At 47.1% G+C, this 25,612-nt stretch carries 18 protein-coding genes; 9 read left to right on the forward strand and 9 right to left on the reverse strand.

The genetic code is table 11. The annotated features are described in order from the left end of the window. The first annotated feature begins 71 nt into the window (after positions 1–71). From sppA to BLV62_RS04535, 5 genes are all read left to right on the forward strand, one after another. Positions 72–1,832, forward strand: coding sequence for a signal peptide peptidase SppA (gene sppA / locus BLV62_RS04515; protein ID WP_089759133.1), 1,761 nt, complete (start codon positions 72–74; stop codon positions 1,830–1,832). Between the two features lie 136 nt (positions 1,833–1,968). After that, on the forward strand, positions 1,969–3,075 hold the full coding sequence (locus BLV62_RS04520; protein WP_089759136.1) for an ABC transporter permease: 1,107 nt from the start codon (positions 1,969–1,971) through the stop codon (positions 3,073–3,075). A 39-nt stretch (positions 3,076–3,114) separates the two neighbouring features. After that, positions 3,115–3,657, forward strand: coding sequence for an SRPBCC family protein (locus BLV62_RS04525; RefSeq protein WP_089759138.1), 543 nt, complete (start codon positions 3,115–3,117; stop codon positions 3,655–3,657). 12 nt (positions 3,658–3,669) lie between these two features. Then, positions 3,670–4,206, forward strand: coding sequence for an SRPBCC family protein (locus BLV62_RS04530; RefSeq protein ID WP_089759140.1), 537 nt, complete (start codon positions 3,670–3,672; stop codon positions 4,204–4,206). Between the two features lie 101 nt (positions 4,207–4,307). After that, positions 4,308–4,802 carry a DUF2911 domain-containing protein gene (locus BLV62_RS04535; RefSeq protein ID WP_089759403.1) on the forward strand — a complete coding sequence of 165 codons (495 nt, stop codon included), beginning with the start codon at positions 4,308–4,310 and terminating at the stop codon, positions 4,800–4,802. Positions 4,803–5,246: 444 nt separating this feature from the next. Here BLV62_RS04535 and bioA read toward each other — a convergent pair whose 3' ends face one another. From bioA to BLV62_RS04565, 6 genes are all read right to left on the reverse strand, one after another. Beyond that, positions 5,247–6,527 (reverse strand): adenosylmethionine--8-amino-7-oxononanoate transaminase, encoded by a 1,281-nt coding sequence (gene bioA, locus BLV62_RS04540; RefSeq protein ID WP_089759142.1) that lies wholly within the window; start codon positions 6,525–6,527, stop codon positions 5,247–5,249. Positions 6,528–6,570: 43 nt separating this feature from the next. After that, positions 6,571–8,988 carry an ATP-binding protein gene (locus BLV62_RS04545; RefSeq protein WP_089759144.1) on the reverse strand — a complete coding sequence of 806 codons (2,418 nt, stop codon included), beginning with the start codon at positions 8,986–8,988 and terminating at the stop codon, positions 6,571–6,573. Positions 8,989–9,396: 408 nt separating this feature from the next. Continuing rightward, the gene (locus BLV62_RS04550) at positions 9,397–11,346 is read right to left on the reverse strand and encodes an LTA synthase family protein (RefSeq protein WP_089759146.1); all 1,950 of its coding nucleotides are present in this window, start codon (positions 11,344–11,346) and stop codon (positions 9,397–9,399) included. Positions 11,347–11,377: 31 nt separating this feature from the next. Next, positions 11,378–13,354 (reverse strand): TonB-dependent receptor plug domain-containing protein, encoded by a 1,977-nt coding sequence (locus BLV62_RS04555; RefSeq protein ID WP_139169930.1) that lies wholly within the window; start codon positions 13,352–13,354, stop codon positions 11,378–11,380. Between the two features lie 54 nt (positions 13,355–13,408). Continuing rightward, positions 13,409–14,674, reverse strand: coding sequence for a sensor histidine kinase (locus BLV62_RS04560; protein WP_089759150.1), 1,266 nt, complete (start codon positions 14,672–14,674; stop codon positions 13,409–13,411). Positions 14,675–14,695: 21 nt separating this feature from the next. Then, positions 14,696–15,367 carry a response regulator transcription factor gene (locus tag BLV62_RS04565; RefSeq protein WP_089759152.1) on the reverse strand — a complete coding sequence of 224 codons (672 nt, stop codon included), beginning with the start codon at positions 15,365–15,367 and terminating at the stop codon, positions 14,696–14,698. 178 nt (positions 15,368–15,545) lie between these two features. Between BLV62_RS04565 and BLV62_RS04570 the strand changes: the two genes are divergently transcribed. Next, complete coding sequence (locus tag BLV62_RS04570) at positions 15,546–15,923, forward strand: hypothetical protein (RefSeq protein ID WP_089759154.1); 378 nt, start codon at positions 15,546–15,548, stop codon at positions 15,921–15,923. Positions 15,924–15,967: 44 nt separating this feature from the next. On the opposite strand, the gene BLV62_RS04575 is transcribed toward BLV62_RS04570, so the two are convergent. Both BLV62_RS04575 and BLV62_RS04580 read right to left on the reverse strand, forming a co-directional pair. After that, on the reverse strand, positions 15,968–17,233 hold the full coding sequence (locus BLV62_RS04575; RefSeq protein ID WP_211117664.1) for a glycoside hydrolase family 71/99-like protein: 1,266 nt from the start codon (positions 17,231–17,233) through the stop codon (positions 15,968–15,970). A 256-nt stretch (positions 17,234–17,489) separates the two neighbouring features. Next, the gene (locus BLV62_RS04580) at positions 17,490–20,357 is read right to left on the reverse strand and encodes a ligand-binding sensor domain-containing protein (RefSeq protein ID WP_089759157.1); all 2,868 of its coding nucleotides are present in this window, start codon (positions 20,355–20,357) and stop codon (positions 17,490–17,492) included. A gap of 246 nt (positions 20,358–20,603) precedes the next feature. On the opposite strand from BLV62_RS04580, the gene BLV62_RS04585 reads away from it, so the two are divergent. The 3 genes from BLV62_RS04585 (at position 20,604) to BLV62_RS04595 (ending at position 24,504) form a co-directional block, all read left to right on the forward strand. After that, positions 20,604–21,776, forward strand: coding sequence for a DUF5009 domain-containing protein (locus tag BLV62_RS04585; RefSeq protein ID WP_089759159.1), 1,173 nt, complete (start codon positions 20,604–20,606; stop codon positions 21,774–21,776). A 25-nt stretch (positions 21,777–21,801) separates the two neighbouring features. Next, a complete protein-coding gene (locus BLV62_RS28505; RefSeq protein ID WP_211117665.1) occupies positions 21,802–23,655 on the forward strand; it encodes a glycosyl hydrolase family 18 protein in 1,854 nt (617 codons plus the stop codon). Positions 23,656–23,730: 75 nt separating this feature from the next. Continuing rightward, positions 23,731–24,504 (forward strand): ThuA domain-containing protein, encoded by a 774-nt coding sequence (locus BLV62_RS04595; RefSeq protein ID WP_089759161.1) that lies wholly within the window; start codon positions 23,731–23,733, stop codon positions 24,502–24,504. On the opposite strand, the gene BLV62_RS04600 is transcribed toward BLV62_RS04595, so the two are convergent. Next, positions 24,490–25,599, reverse strand: coding sequence for a serine hydrolase domain-containing protein (locus tag BLV62_RS04600; protein WP_168927730.1), 1,110 nt, complete (start codon positions 25,597–25,599; stop codon positions 24,490–24,492). The genes BLV62_RS04595 and BLV62_RS04600 overlap by 15 nt on opposite strands. Between the last annotated feature and the right edge of the window lie 13 nt (positions 25,600–25,612).

Here is a 25,612-nt window from a genome sequence, read left to right on the forward strand (position 1 = left end):
CAAAAGTAGCCATATTCCTTATTTTTGAAAAAATGTATCTTTCCAGTTCACTTTCATCTTAACCAAATAGTATGCGTTTCTTTAAAATCTTTTTTGCATCCCTACTTGCTTTGGTAACCTTTGTAGTACTCCTTTTTATAGTGCTGTCCATAATGATCGGGAGAGCCTTGTCCTCAGAAAAAGTAGTTATTTCCCCCAATGGCGTATTGGTACTGGAAACCGGCCAGGAATACCGGGAGCAACGTTTAGTAAACCCTTTAGGCATTTTAATGAAAGATGAGCCGGGCGAAGTGCCAGGCCTGTTTCAAACCGTAAGACTGCTGGAAAAAGCGGCAACAGATGATAACATCAAGGGGATATATTTAAAAGTGAATGGAAATCCCAACGGCTTTGCCAGCACCGAAGAACTGCGTAATGCCCTGGTACGTTTCAAGGCCTCCGGCAAGTTCGTATACGCTTACGGCGAGGTGATGGACCAGAACGCCTATTACCTGGCTACCGCTGCAAACAAATTATACCTGAACCCGAAGGGAGGAATTGATTTTACGGGTTTCTCCACCCAGCTGCTGTTCTTAAAAGGCACACTTGATAAACTGGAAATAAAGCCTGAAATATTCTATTGCGGTAAATATAAAAGCGCTACCGAGCCGCTGCGTGAAACACAGATGACGGAAGCCAACAAAGTGCAGACAACCGAGTTCCTGGGAGAGCTGTATGGCAACTACCTCGCCGGTATCAGCAAGGCAAGGAATATAGACACGGCTACCCTTCACAGTTATGCAAACCAGAACCTGATCCAGGAGCCTGCAGATGCGTTAAAATACAAACTGGTAGATGGTCTGAAATATGACGACGAAGTGGTGAACGAATTAAAGGCTAAAACCGGGATCCAAGAAGATGCAGACCTTAACCTGGTGACCATCGGCAAATACAACAACGCTACATACCTGGATAACGGGGACGCTTCCAATGCCATTGCAATCATCTATGCACAGGGCGATATTGTTGGCGGGCATTCCGACAGGAAAGGCACTATTGCCAGCGACGACTACATCAAAGATATCCGTAAAGCAAGGGAAGATAAGAACGTAAAGGCCATCCTTTTCAGGGTGAATTCAGGCGGGGGCAGCGCCCTGGCGTCTGAAGTGATCTGGCGCGAACTGAGCCTGGCTAAAAAAGTTAAACCGGTAGTGGTATCCATGGGCGACTATGCGGCTTCCGGCGGGTACTATATCTCCTGCATGGCAGACAGTATATTTGCGGAACCGAATACGCTGACAGGTTCTATCGGCGTTTTCGGGGTGATGTTCAATATGCAGGACTTTTTCAAGAATAAGCTGGGCGTAACATTCGATGGCGTTAAAACAGCGCCGTATGCCGACCTGGGATCTGTTGGCCGCCCGTTGAGCGAAGTGGAGAGGAAGTTTATCCAAAACGGGGTTGACAGTACCTACGCTACCTTTAAATCCAGGGTTGTTGCGGGCAGGAAATTGCCGGCCGACGTAGTGGACAGCATTGCACAGGGACGCGTATGGAGCGGGGAACAGGCTAAGAAGATAGGGCTGGTCGACCATTTGGGCGGTATCAACGAAGCATTGGCCTGCGCTGCCAGGTTGGCTAAGGTCTCTACTTTCGGGCTGAAAGAATACCCTGAAGTGAAGGAGTCGCCGGTTACCATGCTGGTTAAGAGCCTGAGCGGGGAAGAAGCCAGCCAGCGTATGCTGAAAAAAGAACTGGGAGTGAACTATGAGATCTATAAACAACTGAAGGAAGTGCAGGATATCCGTGGGGAGATCCAGGCCAGGATGCCTTTCAGGTTTAGATTCCAATAGTTTTTACCTTTTACCTATAGTAGCGGGATTTGCCAAAAGTGAGCCACAGTGGCTGCTTTGGGCAAATCCCGTTTTGTAATTCGTTATTCGGTGATTTTTATAGTAGTTTTACCGCCGTTTTTAAAAAGATGATCAGATGAATGGAGCTAGATACAGTCAGTTGAGAGCCATGCTGGCGATTACCAAAGGAAGTTTAAGAGGTATCATGCGTAGTCCGTCTTCCGTTGTTTTCAGCCTGGGTTTTCCACTGGTTTTTATCCTGGTTTTTGGGTTTATCGGGAACAGTAAAGTTTCTGTGAAAGTAGGGGTCGACAGGCAAACAGACATCAACAGCCCCTTGTACCAGGGGTTGTCAAAGGCTACGGCCCTGAACCTGGTGACGGATGAGTCGGCCGGCGAGATGGAAGACGACCTGAAAAAAGGGAGATTGGTGGCCATCTTAAACATCTTGACCCGTAAGGACAGCGCCAACCGGGTGGTGTACGATATCAATGTCCGGTCTTCCACTGCGTCGGATGCCAGCAAGAAGTTGTTGTTGCAGTCGGTATTGAAGGAAGTGACAGAACACCTGGACGATGCATATTACCCGCGACCTTCGGTGGCTACCATCAGTGAAACTGTTATACCGGGGCGTCTTTATAAGACCATCGACTTTATTTTGCCGGGACAGCTGGGTTTTGCGCTCATGAGTTCTGCCGTTTTCACTACTGCATTCCTGTTTTTTAATATGCGGCAGATGCTGGTGCTGAAGCGGTTTTTCGCCACGCCTATACGCCGTTTCTATATCGTATTGGGAGAAGCCATTGCAAGGATGATCTTCCAGTTACTTACTTCCGTGATTATCATCGCACTGGGCCACTTTGCATTCGGGTTTACCCTGGTGCATGGCTTTTCTACCTTCGTTGAAATGCTCGTTCTCTCGGTTTTTGGTCTGCTCATCTTTATGGGTTTCGGCTTCATCGTGAGCAGCGTTGCAAAGAATGTAAGCATCATCCCTATGCTGGCTAATATATTTACTTTGCCGCAGTTCCTGCTGGCAGGCACTTTATGGCCGATAGATGCTTTCCCAGCCTGGCTGCAGCCGGTATGTAAACTAATGCCGCTGACGTATCTGACAGAGGCGTTGAGGAAGGTAGCCTTTGAAGGCCTTCACTTATGGCAGGTCGGTTGGGAAGTGACAATTTTAAGTATCTGGGGGATAGTTGTTTACGCTGTTGCAGTAAAAGTATTCAAGTGGGAGTAGGGCGGATTTGTTAGTTTTGTACTATCAAAAGCTTTTGAAATGCAAACCTTATTTATAATCCTGGGCGCTGTGGCAGTATTAATACTGGGATTATTTATTTTCAGCCTGTTCCTTCCTTCTTCTGTCAAAATAGAACGGTCTGTATTTATACCGGCCGATGCAGCAGTTATTTTTCCACTGATCAACCATGTGAGAACATGGGAACTCTGGTCGCCCTGGCAGCACCTGGACCCCAATATTAAAATGACCTATGGAGAAAAGGAAAGCGGGGCAGGGGCCAGTTTCAGCTGGGTAAGTCAGCTGAGGAGCGTAGGCAGCGGGCATATGACCATCGCAGAATCACGGCCCGACAGCTTTTTGGCTACGAATATGGATTTTATGCGTATGGGTACAGCAAAAGGATTTTTCAGGTTAGAACCGGTAACCGGCGGAACCGTGGTGACCTGGGAAATGATCTGCGAGATCGGCAGCAACCCGGTCCGGAAAATAATGGGCCTGATGATGGATAAATGGGTGGGAGAAGACTTTAATAAAGGGTTACAAAAAATAAAAGAACTGGCAGGATCAAAAGACTCCAGGTAAAAATAGATTGTTATGCGTTTTATGAAGCTGATACTGATCAGTATCATCATTTTTGGATCATTAATTTTTCTGACTTCCCTTATCTTCCCGTCTACTGCTGTTGTTGAACGTTCGGGGGTTATCCAGGCGCCTGTCGACGTTGTGTATGCACAGATCAATGATCTGAAAGCCTGGCCATCCTGGAATCCCTGGGCCAAACCGGACAGTACTGCGGCATTGTCGTTTTCCAGTCCTGCTTCCGGGGCCGGCGCTTACTACACCTGGAGCGGGAAACAGAATGAAGGGAAGGTTACGATCCTCGACAGCGCTCCCGATAAAGGCATTCATTACCTCATGAACATCAATAATCTTCGGCCGGTGAACGGGGGGATAGAGATCAAGCCAACCAGCGATGGAAAAGCGACTGCTATATTCTGGCATATGGAGATTAAACTTGGTTTACTACCCTGGTGGAAATTACGTGGGTTTATGGCAGATAGGGTCTATGGTTCAACAATGAATGATGCCCTGAATAAACTAAGTACCATCTGTGAATCTCGTCCGCAATAATTTTTTACCACTGGTCCAGATATTTAAATTTTATACCAGATTAATGAATTAAATTGTTTCATTCTTTAAAACTTTTCATCATCCTGGAAAAAACAACAAAAATGAAACATTTCTTTTTGGCAATCTTATTTTTAGCCTTTACCAGCTTAGTTTTTGCTCAAGAAAAAGCGCCTAAGAGCCCACATCTCACCGTTGAAAACAAAGGCGTTAAGGTCGTTTATGGCCAACCTTCCAAAAGAGGCCGTGTGATCTATGGCGAATTGGTTCCTTATGGCCAGGTATGGCGTACAGGCGCCGACCAGGCAACCGAGATCACCTTCAGCAAAGATGTTACTTTCGGTGGTCAAAAGGTTAAAGCCGGTACTTATACATTATTTACCATCCCTGATAAGCAAACCTGGACAGTTATCTTAAACAGCAAACTGGGTCAATGGGGCGCTTATGATTATGAGAAGAATAAATCACAGGATGTATTATCCGTTAAAGTAAAAAGAGAAGCGCTGTCTACGCCGGTAGAGAAACTGACCTTTACTTTACCAGGTAACGCAGTGGTTTTCGAATGGGATGATACGAGGATCACAATCCCGGTGAAGTAGTTTCACGCAGAGGTTTCACGCAGAGACGCAAAAGAAGCAAAGAGGCATAAGGGTTTTTAATAAGCTCTTATGCTTTTTTTTCACGCAGAGGTTTCACGCAGAGACGCAAAAGGAGGCAGAGAGGCATAAGGTTTTTAATAAGCTTTTATGCTTTTTTTTCAGGCAGATGTTTCACGCAGAGACGCGAAAGGAGCAGAGAGGCATAAGGTTTTTAATAAGCTCTTATGCTTTTTTTCACGCAGAGACGCAAAAGGAGCAGAGAGGCATAAGGGTTTTTAATAAGCTCTTATGCTTTTTTTTATGCAAAGGGATGAAGAAGGTAGAGAGGTATGAGGGTTTTTAGTGAAGCTTTTATGGTTTTTTACTTTTTTAGGGATGGAGAAGTGAAGGAGGCAAAGAAGCATAAGAGTTTTTTTATAAAGTTCTTATGCTTCTTTGTTTTGATTATGATAGTGTATGAAGGAAAGTGGTTATTGCGTTGTAGATGGTATGTAGTTGCTCATCGGTAATGCAATATGGGGGCAGTATGTATAGCGTATTGCCGAGAGGCCGCAGCATCAGGCGCCGTTCCCTGAAAAAGGCGTGGACTTTATCGGCCAGGGAGTTCGTATAGCCATCAGCGTGGGAGGTGACTATCTCAAAGGCGAGAACGGTACCTAACAGCCTGGGATTTTTAACCAGGGGATTGGCTTGCAGGGTGAGGAGGAAGGATTGATGCAGGGCGTTTATCCGCTCGCGGTTTGCTTTGCAGGCAGGGTCCAGGAACAGATCCAGGCTCGCGAGAGCGGCGGTGCAGGCCAGTGGATTGGCAGTGAAAGAATGCCCGTGAAATAATGTTTTCAGTTTATCGGCAGAGAGGAAGGCTTCATAGATGGTGTTGGTGCTGGTAGTAACGCCAAGCGCCATTGTTCCGCCGGTCAGGCCTTTTGATAAACAGATCATATCCGGTTCTACAGAAACCTGTTGCATGGCGAAGTCGGGGCCTGTTCTGCCAAATCCTGTCATTACCTCGTCGGCGATCAGCAATATTTTTTCTCCTGCACAATATTGCAGCAGTTTATCGAAGGTTGTTTTGTCGTACATGATCATCCCGCCGGAACCCTGCAGCAATGGTTCAAAAATGAAAGCTGCAATGGTAGAGGGATCTATCTTCTTTATGTGCGCTATCAGTTCGTCCAGGTTGCCGGGGGCAGGCACATCAAGAAAATGTACATCGAACAGCAGGTCGTCGAACACCCGGGTAAATACACTTCGGCCACTCACGCTCATGGCGCCGAATGTATCGCCGTGGTAGGCGTTTTTGAATGCCAGTATATTGCGCCTGGGCATTCCTTTGTTATCCCAGTATTGCAGCGCCATTTTGAGCGCTACTTCAACTGCCGTGCTTCCGTTATCAGAATAAAATACCTTGCCCTGTTGGCCTCCCAGGAGCTGCAGGAGCCTTTCTGCCAGGTTAACGGCAGGGGGATGGGTATAGCCTGCAAAGATGCAATGCTCCAGTTCCAATGCCTGCGCGGCCAGTTGTTTGGCAATATGCGGGTGGGCATGGCCATGTATATTTACCCACCAGCTGCTTGTGGCGTCGATATACGCGTTATCCTGTTCGTCGAATAAGAGCGCGCCGGCTCCGCGTACTATGCCGATAGGAGCGGGGGCTGTCTGCATCTGGGTGTAAGGATGCCAGATCACTGCCAGGTCACGTGCCGATAAGTTATTGTTTTGCATACTCGTTGGCATTTATGAATGCGCGAATATACTTTAATTGTACCTATACTATATTACGCTGCAGCATTTGCATAAGATCTTCCGCTGCATAAGGTTTGGGCAAAAGGTTGTTTACACCCAGGGCGCTGAGCCGCTTGCTTACCTCCGGCATGATGTCGGCCGTTAGCACAATAATAAAGGCATCCGGCTGGTATGCTTTGATATGAGGGATGGTTTCATAACCGTTCATTTCAGGCATATGCAGGTCGAGAATGACCCCGTCAAACAATTCTTCCTTCATTTTTTCCAGGGCAATTTTCCCGTTGGAAACGCTGCTGATAAGCGCTCCTGTGGCCTGCAACTGCAATTCAAGGATACGGATATTGATGGCATTGTCTTCTATTATAAGTATCTTTTTATCTTTTAACAGTTGATGCCTGGGCGTTTTGTTTTTCTGCTGTATAGCGCTTTTCGCCGGGGGAACACGGAAAGTAATATCGAATCGGAAGGTGGTGCCTTCATCTTTTTTGCTTTCCAGTATTATCCGGCTGTTGAAAAGTTCCACCAGTTTCCGGGTGATGGCCAGTCCCAACCCGGTTCCGCCATGCAGGCGGGAAATAGCTGAATTCTCCTGCACAAAGGATTCAAAGATCCGCTCCTGCATTTCTTCAGAGATGCCTATACCTGTATCTTTAATGGTAAAGCTCAGGGTACAGGAGTCGGGATGGCTGCAGGTTTCCTGCTGCACTTCGATGGAAACATATCCCTGGCTGGTGAACTTAATCGCGTTATCCAGCAGGTTATTAATGATCTGCCCAAGTCGTACAGGGTCTCCGATCACATTTTCAGGGATGGTATCATCAAACGACGTGTATAATTTCAGGCCTTTCGATTTCGCCGTTGGCTGCTGGTTCCGGGCAATACCTTGAATTAGGTCTACGGGGTTGAAGGCAATGTGCTCAAGTTCTATTTTTCCTGCTTCCATTTTTGTAAAATCAAGGATATCGTTAATTAGTCCGAGCAAGTGACGGGCCGAGAATTGAAGGTTCTGGATAATTTCGGGCTGGACATCGGTAGGGCCGTTGTTTAAAATGCCCGAAAAACCTATGATGGCATTAAGGGGCGTTCGGATCTCATGGCTCATGACAGAAAGGAACTCGCTGCGCGCCTGCGCCGCTTTCTGCGCGTCGTCCATCGCTTTTACCAGCCGCAGTTCCGCATCTTTTTTATCTGTAATATCCATAATGATGCCGCGTAAATGCGTAACCATACCATCAGTGTTCAGGATCGCCTGCCCTACAGTTCTTACCCAGGTTTGTTTTCCTTTGGCCGAAATATGTCTTAACTCCAGGTCATAAGGTTGGTAATTGTAAAGAAGGTTGTCCCTTGCCGCTTCATAAACAGCCTGGTCGGCGGGGTGATAGAATTCCGCATCCGCCTGGATGGAGAGCGGGTAGGTATGAGGAATTTCCCTCAATTTATAAATTTCGGCTGTCCAGTAGATCTGGCCGGTATGCGGATTAAATTCCCATCCTCCCATCCTGCTCATATCCTGGCACATATTCAGCAGCTGGTTGCTTCTCTTTAATTCGGCCTGGGAGCGTTTCAGGTTTATTTTCTGCGATTCAAAATTACTCACGTCCCTGATCAGTATCAGCAGGCGTTTAGGACCTGGTACGCTGTTTTCGAACAGGCTAATTTTTATGCTGTACCATTTTTCCATTTCAGGCCTGATATCCCTATAGATCTTCTGCTGCCTGATCCCTGTTTGAAGCACAATATCCGCCAGGTCGTCAAACTCTTTTGCATGTTCGCCCAGCGCTTCCAGTATGGTTTTCCCCAGAAATATTTCACGGGGCATGAATAAGAGATCGTCCTGCCGGCACCAGACATTGGTGAAGATCTTCTGTTCGTTCATCTCCATTACAATATCATCCAGTGTTAACATCAGCGAATTCCAGTCTTCTTCCTGTTTGTCTGCTTTCCTGACCAATTCCGCTTGTTTTTTTCTTTGCTTTTCTTCCTGTTGTATCCTGCCCACCAGTTTTAACAGTGGTTCCAATAATGTGATGGTATCCTGGTTATAACCGCCTGCTCTACCGGCCAGCCCGATCACAGACAATACTTCGTTCCCGAACTTTACGGGCAAAGCCAGTATGCTGTTGGCCATACTGTCGGGTAGCACATTGATCAAAGGCTCTTTGTTTTGCACTACTGTTTGGAGGCAGGAGAAAAACTCTTTCCCCTTCTCAGGAGAAATATTGATCAGCGTTTGTTCCGGCGCCTCCAGGGCCTTATCCACTGTTCTGATAAATCCATACCTGCTTCCTGTAAGTTCCATGAGGCTATGAAGAAGATGTTCATAACTGTTACGTGCATCATCCTGCCAGTAAGCATCATCCTGTATCTGGCCTATTATACGCAGCAGGTGCTGTTGCTGCATCACAAGTTCCTGTAAAGGCATATTCGGGGTAGCCAGCATCTGAAAACGGTTTAACTGGTTCTAAACTGGTTTTAAGTTATGTAATTTCCAGCAAAGTTTCACGCAAAGGGGCAAAGGGGAGCAAAGAGGCATAAGGGATATTGATCGAAGCAGGTTTTAAGAAGCAAAGGATACGAAGATTGTGTTGTGAAACAATCTTTGTATCCTTCGCTTTCTTATTACCTTAAAAAAGTCTTAGTCTTAAATCCTTCCCTTTCTTATCACCTTTAATAAAAATCTTAATCTTAAATCCTTTCCTTTCTTATCACCCTTAATAAAAATCTTAATCTTAAATCCTTCCCTTTCTTATCACCTTTAATAAAAATCTTAATCTTAAATCCTTCCCTTTCTTATCACCCTTAAAAAAATCTTATGCTCCTTTGCTTCCCTTTGCCCCTTTGCGTGCAACTACCGCTTCATGCCGCCGTTCTTGAAGAGGTTGTACGCCGTCTGGTAGTTGGCAATGCTAACTTTTAAAAGGGAGCTATCCATTGGTGCGGCATGTTGTTCGTTCTTTTCCTGGTTCCAGGTGAAGAATTCCGCTTTCTGCTGGGGACTGAGAATGATCAGCTTTCCCGGTACCAGGTAGCCTAGTTTCTGGTAAGTACTAACCATGGCGCGGGGCTGGTAGGAAGGTGAGAGCACATCTTCGCCGTATAACTTGCTGTTATACGTCCAATGGAGTAAACTGAAAAGGGTTGGGTAAATATCGATCTGTGAACACATCCTGTCTATTTCCTGTGGCGCAACGCCCGGAAGGTTGAGGATCATGCAGGGAATATGGTATTTGCTGATCTCGATTTCATTCTTGCCGGCGCTGCTGGCGCAATGGTCGGCCACTAAAATGATCACCGTATTCTTAAACCATGGTTTGGAAGCGGCTTTTTTAAGAAATTCGCCGATCGCATAATCTGTATATTTCACTGCGCCTTCGCGGCTGGAGCCCGAAGGGATATCTATTTTACCGGATGGATAGGTGAAAGGACGATGATTGGAAGTGGTCATCACAAAATCATAGAACGGTTTCCCGGCTGCAAATTTATTGTCCGCATTGCGGATAACAGCATCGTAAATATCCTCATCGCATATGCCCCAGGCGTTCTCGAAATGCACAGCGGAATCGGGGATATTTGTCCTGGTACTGGTAAGTTTATCATCCACGAATTTATGTCGCAGGCGATCGGTGATATCATAGCCATTATTGCCGAAATAATTGTTCATGTTGTCGAAATACCCGTCGCCCCCATAAAAGAAGCCACGGTCGTAACCTGCTTGCCCGAATATGTATCCGACGGTAAAGAGCGACTCGTTATGCTTCCTGCGCACGATACTCTGGCCGGGAGTAGGAGGCACGGCAAGGCTCAGCGCTTCCATTCCTCTTACCGTACGGGTACCGGTTGCATACATGTTGGTAAAGAGCAGGCTTTGTTTGGCTATGCTGTCCAGTACCGGCGTAATATGTTCCCTGTTCCCGAAGCGTTCCATGAAGTCGGCGCTGAAGCTCTCTATCGTTATCATGATCACGTTCGGTATAATACGTGTATTCGTGTCCGTTACCTGCCTTAACAAGTTGTTGCCAGTCGTTAGATAATGGCTGTTATTGGTCTGCAACTGGCTTCTCACCAGGTTGAACGCCATGTTCTCATTTTCCTGCATGTAGTATTTATCATACGCCAGCTCGTTGTTCAGGTAGGCTGATACAAATGAATATACGCCGGCCTTGGAGAGTTCCTGGGCGTAGCGGTTCGGATGCTGCTCGGCCCAGCTGTTGCTCACATAAGAGATATGCAGAACGGTAAGCCCGGCCAGTATGGCGGTGATCAGCAGTCTTTTCCCGAAAGGGGTTTTCGACTGGAAGCTGCTGCGGAAAAATCCTAAGCGGTGCAGCACCCATACCAGGAAAGCAGTAACCAGGATAACGCCTCCTATCAGCAGGGGGAGGGGATACGATTGGTTAATGTTGGAGATCACTTCATACGTATAAATGAGGTAATCGACGGCGATAAAATCGAACCGCCCCGAATATTCTCCCCAGAAGGTGAATTCAGCAAAAAAGGAAAACACCAGTATCATTGCTGCCAGGAATACCGTGAAATAGGTAAATACCCGGTTGAAGATGGTGTTATTCAGCCTTGCCGGCAGGAAAAGCAGGTAAAGTGCATACCCGAAAGTGAAAAATAAAGTTACTCCAAGGTCGTAGATCAGGCCTTTGAAATAGATGCCGGGGATATCGGCAATTGTTAACCCGGACTGCGGGAAGGCCCAACACAGCAATGCAGTTCTGACAAGGAACGACAGGAGCAATATCATGGCGCTAAACCCGAACAACACATTGTACCGGTTTTTGCAGGTTATCATTTTGTTAAATAATTAGGTTGGCGAAGGTACACTATAAATTAAATTTTATGGACATGTTAATTGTCCTTCCATCGATCGGCCCCCAGAGCGGTGCAAACTCGGGGTTGGAAACGCTGCCGGTATAAAGCGGGATATGTTTACCCTGGCGGGCGTCGAACAGGTTCTCTCCATTCAATACCAGCGTCATATGCTCACCAAACTGCCGCGAAATCATGGCTGCCCAGAACCAGTATGCCGGCGTTTTTTGATTTTGATAGTCATATTGGTTGCCTACCCAGCTGTTCTCAATTCCGAACCGCCATTTCTCCGGTATATCGTAAGCCAGCGTGCCCGCGAATTTATCCTGGGGCGCAAACGGAACATTGGTTTTAATATCATCCTGGTACCTGGAAACAGTATGATTGTACCCGAGATATAACTCGATATCATTGTATTCCAGTCTTACATAGGTATCTGTACCGGCGCTTCTCATCGCGTAAGGCATATTGGTCAACATCACTTTATCAATTCCCGGCGAAGCTACCGGCAGTATAGGATCTTTTATATGCGTATAATAAAATGCCTGGTTCAGGGTTAAGGATACTTCGCCCAGCATAGTATTGTAATTACCGTCGAAGTTAATGCCCTGGCTTCTTTCTGATTTTACGTCCGCCCCCAACGGCAGCAGGTTCCGGTAGCCGATGGTTTGCGTCTGGTTCGTGAAGATGGCGGGCGATTTATACCCTGTGCCGCCGCTGAGGCGTAACGACAGGTCGTCTATCGGTTTATATACCAGCGCAAGGCGGGGCAGGATATACCATCCGAACACATTATGGTAATCGGCTCTTAACCCGCCTTCTACCAGGAGCCGGGAGGTAACATGGAAACCATCCTGTATAAATGCGCCCATAGTATTGTAAGTATAGTTGTTCAGGTAAGTGCTGTCGCCTTTTGCCCTGCGGTAAACTTCGCCGGTGTTGTTCAGTCCTGCAACGAAGTCGTGGTTCCCGGACTTCATATTATAGCTGGCTTCTGCATAGGTATTGGTCTGGTTGCCGAGGAGCGTAAAAGTTCCCTGGTCGTTCTGCAGGTGAAAGAAGCTGCCATTGCCTTTAATGGTGAGCGTACCATTAGCCAGTTGTTTGCGGATCAACTGCAGTTCGATGCTGTTTCGTTCGCTGTTATTGGTTTCCGTGTAAATATGTTTGGCATCGGGATGCCCGTCCAGCACCTGCATATCGCCGCCTTCCCTTCTTTCTATGGTACCGGAATACCCGGCGATCAGCGTGGTTTGCGGATTGATATACCAGAAGAAGCGGGGGTGCAGCAGGTATTGACGCAGCTTCGGCACATCACTGAACCCGTCCTTATTTACATCTACGGGATTCTGGGTGGTAACGCCTGCAAATAATGTTAATCCAGTTTTACCGTATTTCTGTGAATAAAAGGTGTTGAAGTTGGTTTCTTTTAGAGTGCTCCTGTTCACCAGCACATCCAGCGTTGGTTTTTCGCCGGGCGTTTTTGATACGAAGTTGATGATGCCCGCAATGGCGCCGCCTCCGTAAAGGGTCGATACCGAGCCTTTGATGATCTCTATCTGTTTCAGGTCCAGCGGGGGAATGGAAAGTACGCCGAAGTTGCCGCTCAATCCTTCGTATACCGCCATCCCGTCGCGGAGCAGCTGGGTGTATTTCCCATCCAGCCCCTGCATCCTGATGACGTTGTTGCCATTTACCGCACTGGTGTTCTGGATATGGATCACCGAAAGATCCCCTAATATGCTTGTTACATTACCGGGTTTGATGCCGCTTTCTTCCTGTAGTTCTTCGGTGCCCAATACTTCTACTTTCATTGGAAGATCAGTGATACGACTGTTGTTGCGGGTAGCGGAAACAACGATCTCGTGGAGGTCTGCCGTTTTTTGCGCAGTGTCTTTAGCTACAATGCCGGAATCTTTCCGTGGCGCATTATTTTGCCCCACGGCGATGGCCGTGTTAGCGAGTAATGCCAGTATCAATTTGCCTTTCATGTTGTTCAATTTCTGCTGCAAATGAAGGAACTGAATCTGGAGTAAATCTGTTTGTCAGGGCAGGGTTACTGTAAACTGGTGAACATTGCCGGTATGCAGGTAAGTGAGAGTTAGCTGGTAGCTGTCGGCCATCTTCTTTACTATGGCCAATCCCAGGCCATTGGAGTTGGAGTAGGTGTCCTGCTGTTTTTTGAACCGCTGGTATAACTGGTCTGCCGGTATAGCGGCAAGCTCGCTGGTATTGCTGATCTGTAACGATCTTGCTGTCAGCAGCAACGTGATCTCTCCGCCCGCGTAGTTGTATTTAATGGCATTGCCCAGCAGGTTGCTGATCAGCAGGTCGGCCAGGGCGGGATGAAGCGGCCATTCGCTTTCTTCATCCAGCTGGCTGTTGATGGTCAGTTGTTTTTCTGCGATCAGTTCTTCAAAAAGCTGAAGATATTTCCTGATAACGGCGGCCAGTTTTAAAGGCGCCGATACAGGGAATTGCCGGTTCTCTATTTTCGCCAGCAGCAGGAGACTGTGATTTAAGCGTGACAGACGTTGCAATTCATCGTAGCTGAGCAGGATATTACGTTGTTGCGCGGCAGTTAGCGATTCGTCCTGCAACAGTAATTCAAGTTTACTTTGCGCGATAGCCAGCGGGGTTTGCATTTCGTGGGCTGCATCTTCTGTCAGCTCTTTCATATTCAGGTAGTCCTGGTACATCCTGGCGGTCATGCTGGTAAGCGAACTGTTCAGTTGGTTGAATTCATAGGTCGGGGTTTGCTCAAATATTACCTTGGCCAGTTTATTAAGCTGAAGTTGTTGTATCTGGTCCAGCGACCGGTAAAATGGTTTCCATATTTTCCGGCTGATAAGCCAATTGGAAACCAGCGCAAAAACGAGCAACCCGCCGAAGGCCAGCAGCATTACATGGATTATATTCTTTACCAGGTCGTCTTTTTCAATGAGCGATTTCCGGATGATCAGCTCATAATGTTGGTCACGCACTGTTATGACCTGCGATAACTGGCGGAAAGGGGCGTAAGTATCTTCCGGCTCCTGGTAGATGTCGACAGTGGTAAGCCGGGGTTTGCGCTGAACCGGCGCATCAACCGGCCGGATATTGAACTCCGGCGTACTGATCCTGAAAACAGGATTACCGGCGCTGGTGGTATCCAGGTACCGGACCCACTCCAGTTGGTCGTTCAACAGTTCTTCGTCCGTTTCGTGTTTGATCTCTTTGTTGAAACGGTTATAAAGGAAGAAGGCTCCTGCTGTGAAAACAGGCAGCATGATAAGGAGGAAGTATAAAGTGGTTTTAGTCAGAAGTTTCATCCTGTTGATTTGCGCAATGGATCAACCAAACCGGTAGCCGGTGCCATATACGGTGTTAATATAGTCCTCCCCGTTAGCTTCCAGCATTTTTTTACGGAGATTTTTAATATGGGTGTAAATAAAATCGTACGAGCCCGCCGAATCATATTCATCTCCCCAGAGGTGACTGGCCAGCGCCGATTTGGTAACTACCCTTCGCTGGTTGGCGATAAAATATAACAATAACTGGTACTCTTTCCCCGTAAGGGAAATACTGTTATTATTTACCAGTACTGTTTGTGAAGCAGGGATTACGGTAATTTCGTTGAACCTGATAATGGTGTTTCCATCGAAGTTCTTCCGCCTCAGTATTGCGTTGATCCTTGCATTCAGTTCAGACAGGTGAAAAGGTTTGGTCAGGTAGTCGTCCGCCCCCAGTTCCAGTCCTTTCAATTTGTCTTCCAGGGCGTCTTTGGCGGAGATGATGATAATACCGGCATGGGATTCCAGCGATTTAAGTTCTTTCACAATATCAAGCCCATTGCCCAGGGGTAAGGTAATATCTGCAACAATGCAATCATAGTCAAATTCCCTTACCTTTTCAAGGGCTTGTTTGAAGTCATTAGCCGATTCGCAGATATAGCCCTGTCGCTCCAGATACTCCAGGATACTGTCTCTTAACACCGGTTCATCTTCTATTATCAACAATTTCATGGTCCAAAATTATTCTTGCTTTCTAAAGGAATTCTGTAGGCTTTCCATTGTTAGGCGTCCATATTAACCATATCAATATTCTAGGGGCCCAGGCCACAAAATCGGTTTTTTGCTATCAATTTAAAACTATTAGTGAAAAATATCCGTAGATATTCTACCACGCTTAAAGGATCAATCTATGAATTCTTACTTCAAAATTGTAGCAGATAGGTTGTGGCTGAAAAAGTTGCCGGATAGTAAAGATGAGGAAACCAGGGAGCTGATTAAGTTGATGGACAATATTCCGAACGCCCGATCTGTAGCTACGCTGTACCAGAAGATGAACAGGGGAGGGAAGGTCGATAAACAATACATGACGAAAGACCCTGCAGCGAAGTGGCTGGAAATGGAGCAATATGTGATCAACCGCGAAGTACGTCGCCGGGATACGCAACAGAAACTGATCTTTATGGCTGTGTTGTTCCTGATATTGGGGCTTACTTCTTATTTATATGGCCTTCAATGGCTGGCCAACCATGAACCGCATGCAATTAACACAACTATAAAGCATCATTAGCTTTTAATACCAGGCCCCCGGAACAGGGACCTGGCAGGTAAAAATTATTTTCTCTCGGGCATTTTCACGCTCAGCGGCTTTTCATTCCTGAGCATTTTTGCTGCTTCTCCAGTCAGCCACAAATAATGGTCTGATGGTTTACCATCCAGGTTAATGAATGGAGTAGTGCTGCTCACAGGCGGCGTATCTGTTGCTTTAAAAATTGCGGTTGCTTCGTTCACCTCATCAAACATTGCCACATATAACATATTGGCGCCCGCGGTCAGCAGGGTAGATATCTGCTGCCAGTAAAACCTGCCTCCCTGGCGGGGAATAGATCCGACCGGTTTTACATCGTCCGGGAATTCATACTTGCTGAGGTTATGCCAGCTGAAACCGGGATACACGCATGGTACATACTCAATTTTGTTTTCACGACACCAGTTTAAATCGTCAATAAAGTTGTCTCTTAGCCTGTCCATATCATTATGCAGCAGGGGAGAATAACGTTGAACTGTCCAGGGCAGGATGATATCTGATTGTTTGATCAGTGTATGCAGGTACGGGTCCGGCAGGCAATCTGCATTCAGCGTTCTCCAGCTGGTAGGAACGCCGAGCATTACAGCACATCCGCCATATACCGGGTCATTTTTCAGGAAGTTGATCAGTTTATCCAGGCCAACGTTCCGGATATTGTAGGGGCGATCAGGAAATCCTATTCCCCAGATAGCCACTACCGGTTTGCCGTTTTCATGCAAATAGGTTTTATTACCTGTCTGGTTGGTGACCTTCAGCTGGTCTACCAGGTATTTCCAGTCTTCGATGATGGCGGAACAATCTTCATCTTTTGCCGCCAGCCCCGAAAGGTCGTACATCACGGCAATAGCTCTTTTGTATTTGGAAGCTGCTGCAAAAGCATTCCTGAGCACAACGGTGGAAGAACTGTCCCTGCGTTTCGCATTTCCGAAGAACCGTTGCATGAACACCCCGTCTACGCCATATTCCTGCATCCATTTAAAGTGCAGGTCAACGGTGCTTTTATCGTACGAGCTGAAGAAACGGGCCGCTTCGCCGTTAGCCATTTTAAAAGGAGTGGCGTAAGTCTTTTCATACTCTTTAACATCAGGCCACATATCAATTCCACTTCGGGTTTCATCTCCATAGGCAAATCTTTTGGCGCCGGAGCCATCGCCTTCTGCACGGAACCATCCCTGGTAACCGGCCATTACAAGGCCATGATAGGTAGGATATTGGGTTTCCCTGCTATGCTTCAGTTGAGCCCGGGCCGATGCTGTCAACAACACCAATACAGCTAAAAAAATACGAGTCATATTTAAAGTAATTGTTTGACGAAAGTGGAATTTGTGTTGGCAAGCCATTTTCATAAACCGGAATTTTAATCGTTCTTCAAAAAGAGGGAGAATCCGGAGAGCCGGATCCTCCATTGGTTGCATTCACCTTAGTTATATTTCTGGCTGTAGCTCCAGAATTGCGTGCAAGTACGGATTACAGCGCTAACAACTGCGTTAACAAAGCATTAATCGGGGCCCATTAATTGGATATTAATTGTTTTTTTAGCTAAAAAGCTTAATCTTCTGTACTCTGGATAAGAAAATCATAAAGATTTACAGGCGTAGGCAGTTGCAGTTTTTTGCGAAGGCGATAACGGCTGATCTCCACTCCCTTTACTGAAATGTTCAACAACTGGGCAATTTCCTTGGAGCTGAGGTTCAATTTCAGGTATGCGCAGAGTTTCAGGTCGGTAATACTTAATACGGGGAACTTCTTTTTTAACTTGCCCAGGAAGTTATGATGCACTTCATCAAAATGTGCAGCAAATTGCTCCCAATCATCTCCTTTCTCTGCATCTTCCAGCAATCGGAATACCGGCTTAAAATCATTGGCGGGATCGGGCGGGTTCTTTTGTTTTAAAATATCCGTTAACTCTTCCTTGATCCGGGATATCAGCTGCCCCCTGTTCACCATATGCATGGTAATGGTAGCCAGCTCCTTGTTTTTCAGCGCTACCTCGGTAGCCAGTTTATCATTCTGCAAAGCGATAATTTCTTTTTCGTTCTTATAGAGCTCCGCCTGGTGCTGGTAATGCAGCTGCTCCTGCGCTTTTTTATGCGCCGCTTCCAGGAACTGTAATCTTTTACGGTGCCACTGCAAAAGGAGGTACACCAGGCCTGCCACTGCCGCCAGGTATAGCAGGTATGCCCAGGTAGTTTGGTACCAGGCAGGCAAAATCACAAAACTATATTCTACCGGCGCTGAAATATTGCCGGAGCTGTTACGCGCTTTAACCAGGAACGTATAGGCGCCGGCGGGAAGATTGGTAAAATCTTTCTCCGTACGCTCCGACCAGTCGCTCCATTCATCATCCCATCCTTTCAGCCGGCAACTGTACCGGATATTGTTCTGCTGCGGATACAGGCTGGCGGCATATTCAAAGCGGATGGCGTTCATTGACGTGCTTAACCGGGGCGCCGGCGCTTTGGCAGCGGGGATATAACCGCCAAACAGTACGCTGTCGGCGGGCGACAAGGCAGTTACCCTATGCAGCCTTACGCCCAGTTGGGTATTTGTTCTTACATACTGTTCGTAATTTATATGGTAGATGCCCTTGGCGGAACTGATGAAAATGTTCTGTTGATCGTAAGGGTATATATAACCCGGGCTGGTATTGGCCTCGGCAGGCAGGGTAGGGAACCAGTTAATGGTGAAATAGCTGCTGTCGGCAGGTTGATTGAAATCTACCACGCCTATCAGCTGGTTGCTGACAAACCAGATGTTGCCTGCCTTGTCTTCTGCCAGGTACCTGACTGGCATATCTTTAAATATTGGCTGGAAGTAAGAGGAGGGAACCATTTTGCCATTGGATACATTATACTCATAGATCCCTTTTTCAGTAGCTACTACCACCCTGTTCTTTACCCGGTAAACAAAGTTATTGGCGCCTGAAGGCAAACCATCTTTTTCTGAATAGATATTTTTCTGCACAACTGTCTGCTGGTCTTTGGACAGGATCATCCTGAAAACGCCCCTGTAGGGATGCGATCCCCAGATCACGTGGTTATCAGCCGCCAGGAAACGCATAGACTCATATAAACTATCCACTTTTATTACCTTGTCGGGGTTCAGGGTACTATCGATCCGCAGTAAACCGGTATAACAGCCGGCGATCAACTGCTGCCCGGGCAGGAACGACCATACTCCCTGGTGCCGGCTCAGCGCCTGGGCTTTACCATTATTAATAATGAACGCCCCATCCTGGTGCCCCATAAGCAGGTGGTTGTTAACTTCCTGCAATGCCCATACCTGCCCGTTAGTGTTGGCCACTTCGGTGAACATGCCGTTGCCGGTACTCAGATCCTCGCCGGCCTGGCGGATAGGCAAAGCGTACAAGCCGTTGGAGGTGCCCACATACAATTGGTTGTTGGAAACTATTACAGCCGTACCCGAAACCTGGCTGAACTTATCCGGGTAAATATGTTTGAGCGCCGTATTATAGTTGACGAAATCCAGCCCGTTCTCCAGGCCAAGCCATAAATTCTGTTCCCGGTCGCTGAATATAGTGAGTACATTATTGCTTTGCAGTTCTTCATTCCGGCTGAAATGCTGCATTAACCGCCCGTTTTCGTCGAGGATGAAAAGCCCGTTGCCGGTAGTGCCTATCGCATAGCGATTGCCTATTTGTTTTACACAATTGATCCTGTCTTTCAGCAACAGTTCATCTATTCCGGTTTTAAAAGGTGTTAAGGTATGTTGATGGAGAAGAAAGAGACCATTGCTTAATGATGCTACCAGCAGGGTATCTTTATTATAGGTAGTGATATCTTTTATTCTCAGGTGGGCGTACGGCTGATCGCTAACCTTCGTCCATTGGCTTCCCTGCAGGGTTAACAGGCCTGCTGCCCCGTCGTTCGTATATAGCTGGCCGTTAAACCAGGTCATCATCGACCATCCGCCGGGGGCGTCATAGAAATTGATCTTGTTGTCTTTCAGCTCAAAAATGCTTTCGGTGGTCCTGAAATAAATGGCCCGGGGAGTGATGAGGATATCCCATATATCGGCAAACTGGTGGTCTACCGGCGGAATAAGATGTTTTAAGGAATGGTATTCCAGTCGCCCATTGGCGGTAGGGTAGAAGTACCCGATCTCGTCGTGGCCGCCTGCATAGATCTTCCCGTCGTTGCTGATCGCCAGGGAGCGGATGCTTGCTTTATTTGGGAGCGGGTGCAATTGCCAGTGCTTCCCGTTGAAGGTAAGCAGCCCTTCGTTGTTAGCTATATAAAGGATGCCGTTTTTATCCTGTTGTATGCACCTGGTTTCAGGGGGAGCATGAAAATCTTTACTGTTATAACTTATAATATCAGGAAGCCCGATGGTATTCTGGGCAGCCAGCGATCCCATAAAGCAATAGCAAAGTAAAAAGATAATAACTCTCCGCATAGACCCCGACAAAATAGGAAAAAATTAGCTGCAGGGGGTGAAATATAGGGCTTGTAGTGGTAATGTAGTAGTGAAAAAGCTTGATTATCAATAGCCGTAGTAGTGATGTTAGGGCGAAAAAATAGTGGGTGTATTTTTTATTCCGGATATTTGTTCAGGCCATTATTGCTATTTCCACGTTGCCAGGTGATGAATGTTTTGTAGCTTAAGTATCGTGTGCCTGCATCTTATTTATAACCCTTTTTTATGCCAAGCAATCAAAATCGACAACGCTCCATCGACGCCTTCCGGGCAGTTACCATGTTGCTGATGATCTTTGTGAATGATGTGAGTGGGGTAAGCAATATCCCTTCCTGGATCGAACATGTGGGATATAAGGACGACGGAATGGGATTCGCTGATACGGTATTCCCTACTTTCCTCTTCATAGTAGGACTTTCCATGCCTATTGCCATCGGTAACAGGTTAAGGAAGCAGGCTTCTTTCTTCCGGATAGAGCTGCATATAATATTAAGGTCTGTAGCCCTGATAGTGATGGGCTTCTACCATGTGAACCTGGAAAGCTACAGTGAGCAGGCGTTGTTGCCTTACGCCGTCTGGGAACTGATCATAACAGTGGCGTTCTTCCTGGTATGGCTGGATTATCCTGACACTGTACAGAAATGGGTGCAATACCTGTTAAAAGGGTTGGGTATTGCCGCGTTGCTGTTGATGGCGAAGTTATATGTGGGAGGGGAAGGAGATCAGACCCATGGCATGAGGATGTCGTGGGGCGGCATCCTGGGGATCATAGGGTGGGCATACCTGATCAGCGCCACAGTGTTCCTTATTATTAAAGGTAATGGATTGCTGACAGGCATATTAACCCTCGTGTTTTTAGGCATCAATATAGGCGATCATGGCGGCTGGCTGAATTTCAATATATGGCCGCTGGGAGATGCGTCTGCTGTCTGCCTGGTAATGGGCGGCGCGTTCATAGGATCATTGCACCGTCATTACGTTAAAAATAATGAGTGGAGAAAACTGTTCGTCACTTTTGCGCTGATAGGGGCAGCCTGTATCGCGGTGGGGTTTATACTGCGCCCCTATACCGATGGTATTTCAAAGATCCGCAGCACCCCGGCCTGGGTGTTGATCTGCGGCGGGCTCGGTATTCTCATTTTTAACCTGCTGATCTTCCTGGTAGATGTGCGTGGCCACGTGAAGTGGTTTAAACCGATACAGCCTGCCGGAACCAGCACGCTCACCTGTTACCTGATGCCTTATATATTATATGGAGTGATGAGTTTATGTCATTTCCGGTATCCTCATTGGTTCAATACCGGTATTGGAGGTATCATCCGTTCGTTTGCCGTTGCTTTTGTGCTGATAGCGATAGTAGGAGTAATGGAGAAAAAGCACCTTCGGTTAAAGATCTAACCCGTCAAAACATCAACAACTAATTATGAAGTATTTGCATTCACTAAAGAAAGGAGGTATTTGTTTATTAATGCTGCTAACGGTTCTCCTCAACGCTACTGCTCTCCGGGTCATTGCTCAAAAGCCGGGAGAGCAGAGGAGACCGGTAATAATTGGCTATGTAGGCGGGTACCGGGGGCTCGTGGATATTAATAAGATTGCCGCCAACAAATTAACGCATATCAATTATGCTTTTGTAAACGTACTTTCTAACAGGGCTGTATTGAGCAACCTGAAAACAGATACGGTTAACCTGCGCCTGCTCAATCTTTTAAAACAAAAGAACCCCGACCTGAAGATCCTTATCTCTATAGGCGGCTGGGCATGGAGCGAGAATTTTTCTGACGCGGTATTAACTGATACCAGCCGTAAAGCCTTTGCAGAGAGCGCAGTTGAAATAGTGAAGAAATACCAGTTGGATGGAGTGGATATCGATTGGGAATATCCCGGTCGCCCCGGCGAAGAAGGGAATGTATTCAGGCCTGAAGACAAACAGAACTTCACCCTGATGTTTGCGGAACTCCGGAAGTCGCTGGACCGGCTGCAGAAGCAGACGAAACGCAGGCTGTTGCTCACTACGGCAACAGGCGGTTTCCCGCAGTTCCTTGAAACCACGGAAATGGACAAAGCCGCAAAATACCTGGACTTCGTAAACCTGATGACCTACGATATTTACTCTGATAAATTTGCAGGCCACCATACCAATCTATATGCGTCTTCTACCAATCCTGATGGCCTCTCTGCCGACAAAGCCGTAAAGGCTTATATAGCGGCCGGAGTACCTGTTGAAAAACTGGTGATGGGCATTGCCTTCTACGGGCGCAGGTTCCTGGTTGAAGACAGCCTGGGCACAGGCCTCGGCGCCAGGGTAGTGAAGCAGTCGTTCGGTAAAGGATTCTCCTTTATGAAAGACAGCATGATAGATAAAGGCAATTTCAAAGCCTACTGGGATGATAAAGCAAAGGCGCCTTATATGTTCAACGCCACAACAAGAGAATTCATCACTTACGACGATGAACGATCCGTACAGGCAAAATGCGCTTACGTGCTGGAACATAAAATGGGCGGGGTAATGTTCTGGGAATATTCGTCTGATGAAAAAGAATATCTGCTGGATGAGATCAACAACGCATTCCAGGTTCAACATGCCAGACCTTCATTTACCGCGTTGGTGCTGTATGAGAACGGCGGACATCATGTAGCCTTTTCAAGAGCCGCCAGGATATGGCTGAATAAACTGGCTGCCGAAAAGAATATTAACCTCCGGTATATTAACAATACAGATTCTATCAATGAAGATTACCTGAAGCAATTCCGGCTGTTCATCCAGCTCGATTACCCGCCTTATGGCTGGAAACCTGCTGCTGCCAGTGCTTTTGAGCATTTTATAGCAGATGAACATAAGGGATGGATAGGTTTCCACCATGCTACCTTGCTGGGAGAATTTGATGGTTACCCCATGTGGCAATGGTTTTCGGATTTTATGGGAGGGATCCGGTTCAAAAACTACATAGCGAAGTTTGCCGATGCGCAGGTGAAGGTTGAAAACGGGAAGCATCCTGTAATGAAAGGGATCAGCGGTACTTTTCCCATCAGCAAAGAAGAATGGTATATCTACGATAAAAGTCCCAGGCCGCAGGTACAGGTATTGGCCAGTGTAGACGAATCTACCTACCAACCTGCTTCCTCTGTTACCATGGGAGATCATCCCGTTGTTTGGACCAATGATCATTACAAGGCCAAAAACCTGTACATTTTTATGGGCCACGGGCCCTGGTTGTTTGATAACCCCACTTATACCAAACTGTTGGAAAACGCGATACTTTGGGCAGGCAACTAGTTCCATAAAATTTACGGTTACGCACTGTTGATAGCAGGGGCTTGCAACGCAGGCCCCTTTAAAACCTCCACGTCTATGAGCTTCAAAAAACTACTGCTTTACATACTTATCATCGTCCCCGTAGCAGGACTTGCAGGCGCAAAGCCGCCTAAATTCAGGGTGCTGGCGTTTTATAATACCCGTGTAGAGCCCGACCATGTTGATTTTGCACGGGATGCTATCGCCTATTTCCAGCGCCTGGCGGCGCAGAAGCATTTCCGGTTCGATACAACTACCGACTGGACGAAAATGAATTTCCAGGAATTGAAAAAATACGAAGTGGTGGTATGGCTGAATTTCTTTCCTACAACGGCAGACCAGCGAAATGGGTTTGTTGAGTATATGGAACATGGTGGCGGATGGATGGGATTTCATGTAGCGGGGTACAACGATAAATACACGCAATGGCCCTGGTTTGTGCAGTTTATGGGTGGGGCAGTATTTTACAACAACAACTGGCCGCCACTGCCTGCACGGTTGCATGTAGATCCCACCAGCCATCCTGTTACCCGTCATTTGCCCGCCGATTATTTAAGCCCGGCCAACGAATGGTACCAATGGGAGCCCAGCCCCAGGGCCAATAAAGATATACAGGTACTGGTAACCCTCGATCCCTCCAACTATCCGTTAGGTAAAAAGAACCTGCTTACCTATGGCGATATTCCCGTGGTTTGGACCAACAGGCGTTATCATATGTTGTATCTGAACATGGGGCATGGAGATAAGATATTTACAGATTCCCTGCAGAATAAAATGTATGAAGATGCCATTATCTGGGTAGGGCAGCAGGTGAGTTCATCGCGTAAATAGGTCTTCCTGCGGCCAGGGTGTTGCAGGATCATTGACCGCTTTCCAGAGCAGGCCGTCAAGATCGTTGAAGAAAGGGCCGTCGGTTCTTGTGTTGCAGAGAAGTACCAGGTTAAAGCCTTTCTGTGTACGGATGATCTCGGAAGCTGTTCCGGGTAATGAGCCGGCATGCCACCAGCTGCGGTTCATATTAACTGCCACGCCTAAAGCATAACCGCTGTTGGCGGCAGATCCGGTTGTAAAGGCCTGCAAACTGGCAGGAGAAAGGATGTCGGGCGGTTGAGGAAACCCGTCAAGGCGTACAAGGAGTTTAGCCAGGTCGGTAGCCGAAGCTATCCATCCTCCATGCGCATCCATCCTGCTGATATTATATATATAAGGGTTTTCGCCATTCTGACCATAGTATACCACTTCCCCTGGCCGTTTGTCGGCCAGGGTATTACCACCTGTCTGCATGGTCCGGATGCCGCAGGGCGCCAGTATGGCTGCTTTTACAAAATCTTCGTAAGGCTGACCGCTTACTTTTTCAATGATGCGCCCTAACACGCAATAGCCGAAATTGGAATAGGCAAATACTTTTCCCGGCGGGTTCTTCAACGGTTGATGATCGAGGGTCCAGGAGATCAGCTCATCTGCGCTCATGGAAGGATGTAAAAACATAGGGTCGTCACCGTTATTTTGCCATCCGCCGGCTGTATGCTGTAATAACTGCCGGATGGTCACAGCCTGCAGGTCGCTGCTGTAGGGCTGCTTCCCATAACGGACGCCCAATATGCCTTTTGGGCCGAAAACAGTTGTATCCAGGTTCAACCTGTTTGCTTTTGCGAGTTTCAATATAGCTGCTGCGGTAACGGATTTGGAAACACTGGCTATCCTGAAAAGAGAATTGGCAGTTACAGGAACCTGGTTCACTGAATCTGCCAATCCGTATCCTTTGCTGTATACTAACTTTCCATGATGGGTGATGGCTATTGCCATGCCCGGCACTTTATAGGTTCTCATGAAGTTCATTACCGCGGTATCTACTACGGGCAGCGATTGTGCCGGCAGGAGCAGGCGGACGAACAGTATAGGTATCAACAATATGCCGTGTTTCATAGAAACAAAATAC

The sequence above is a fragment of the Chitinophaga terrae (ex Kim and Jung 2007) genome, from assembly GCF_900107795.1.
GTDB classification, from domain to species: Bacteria; Bacteroidota; Bacteroidia; order Chitinophagales; family Chitinophagaceae; genus Chitinophaga; species Chitinophaga terrae.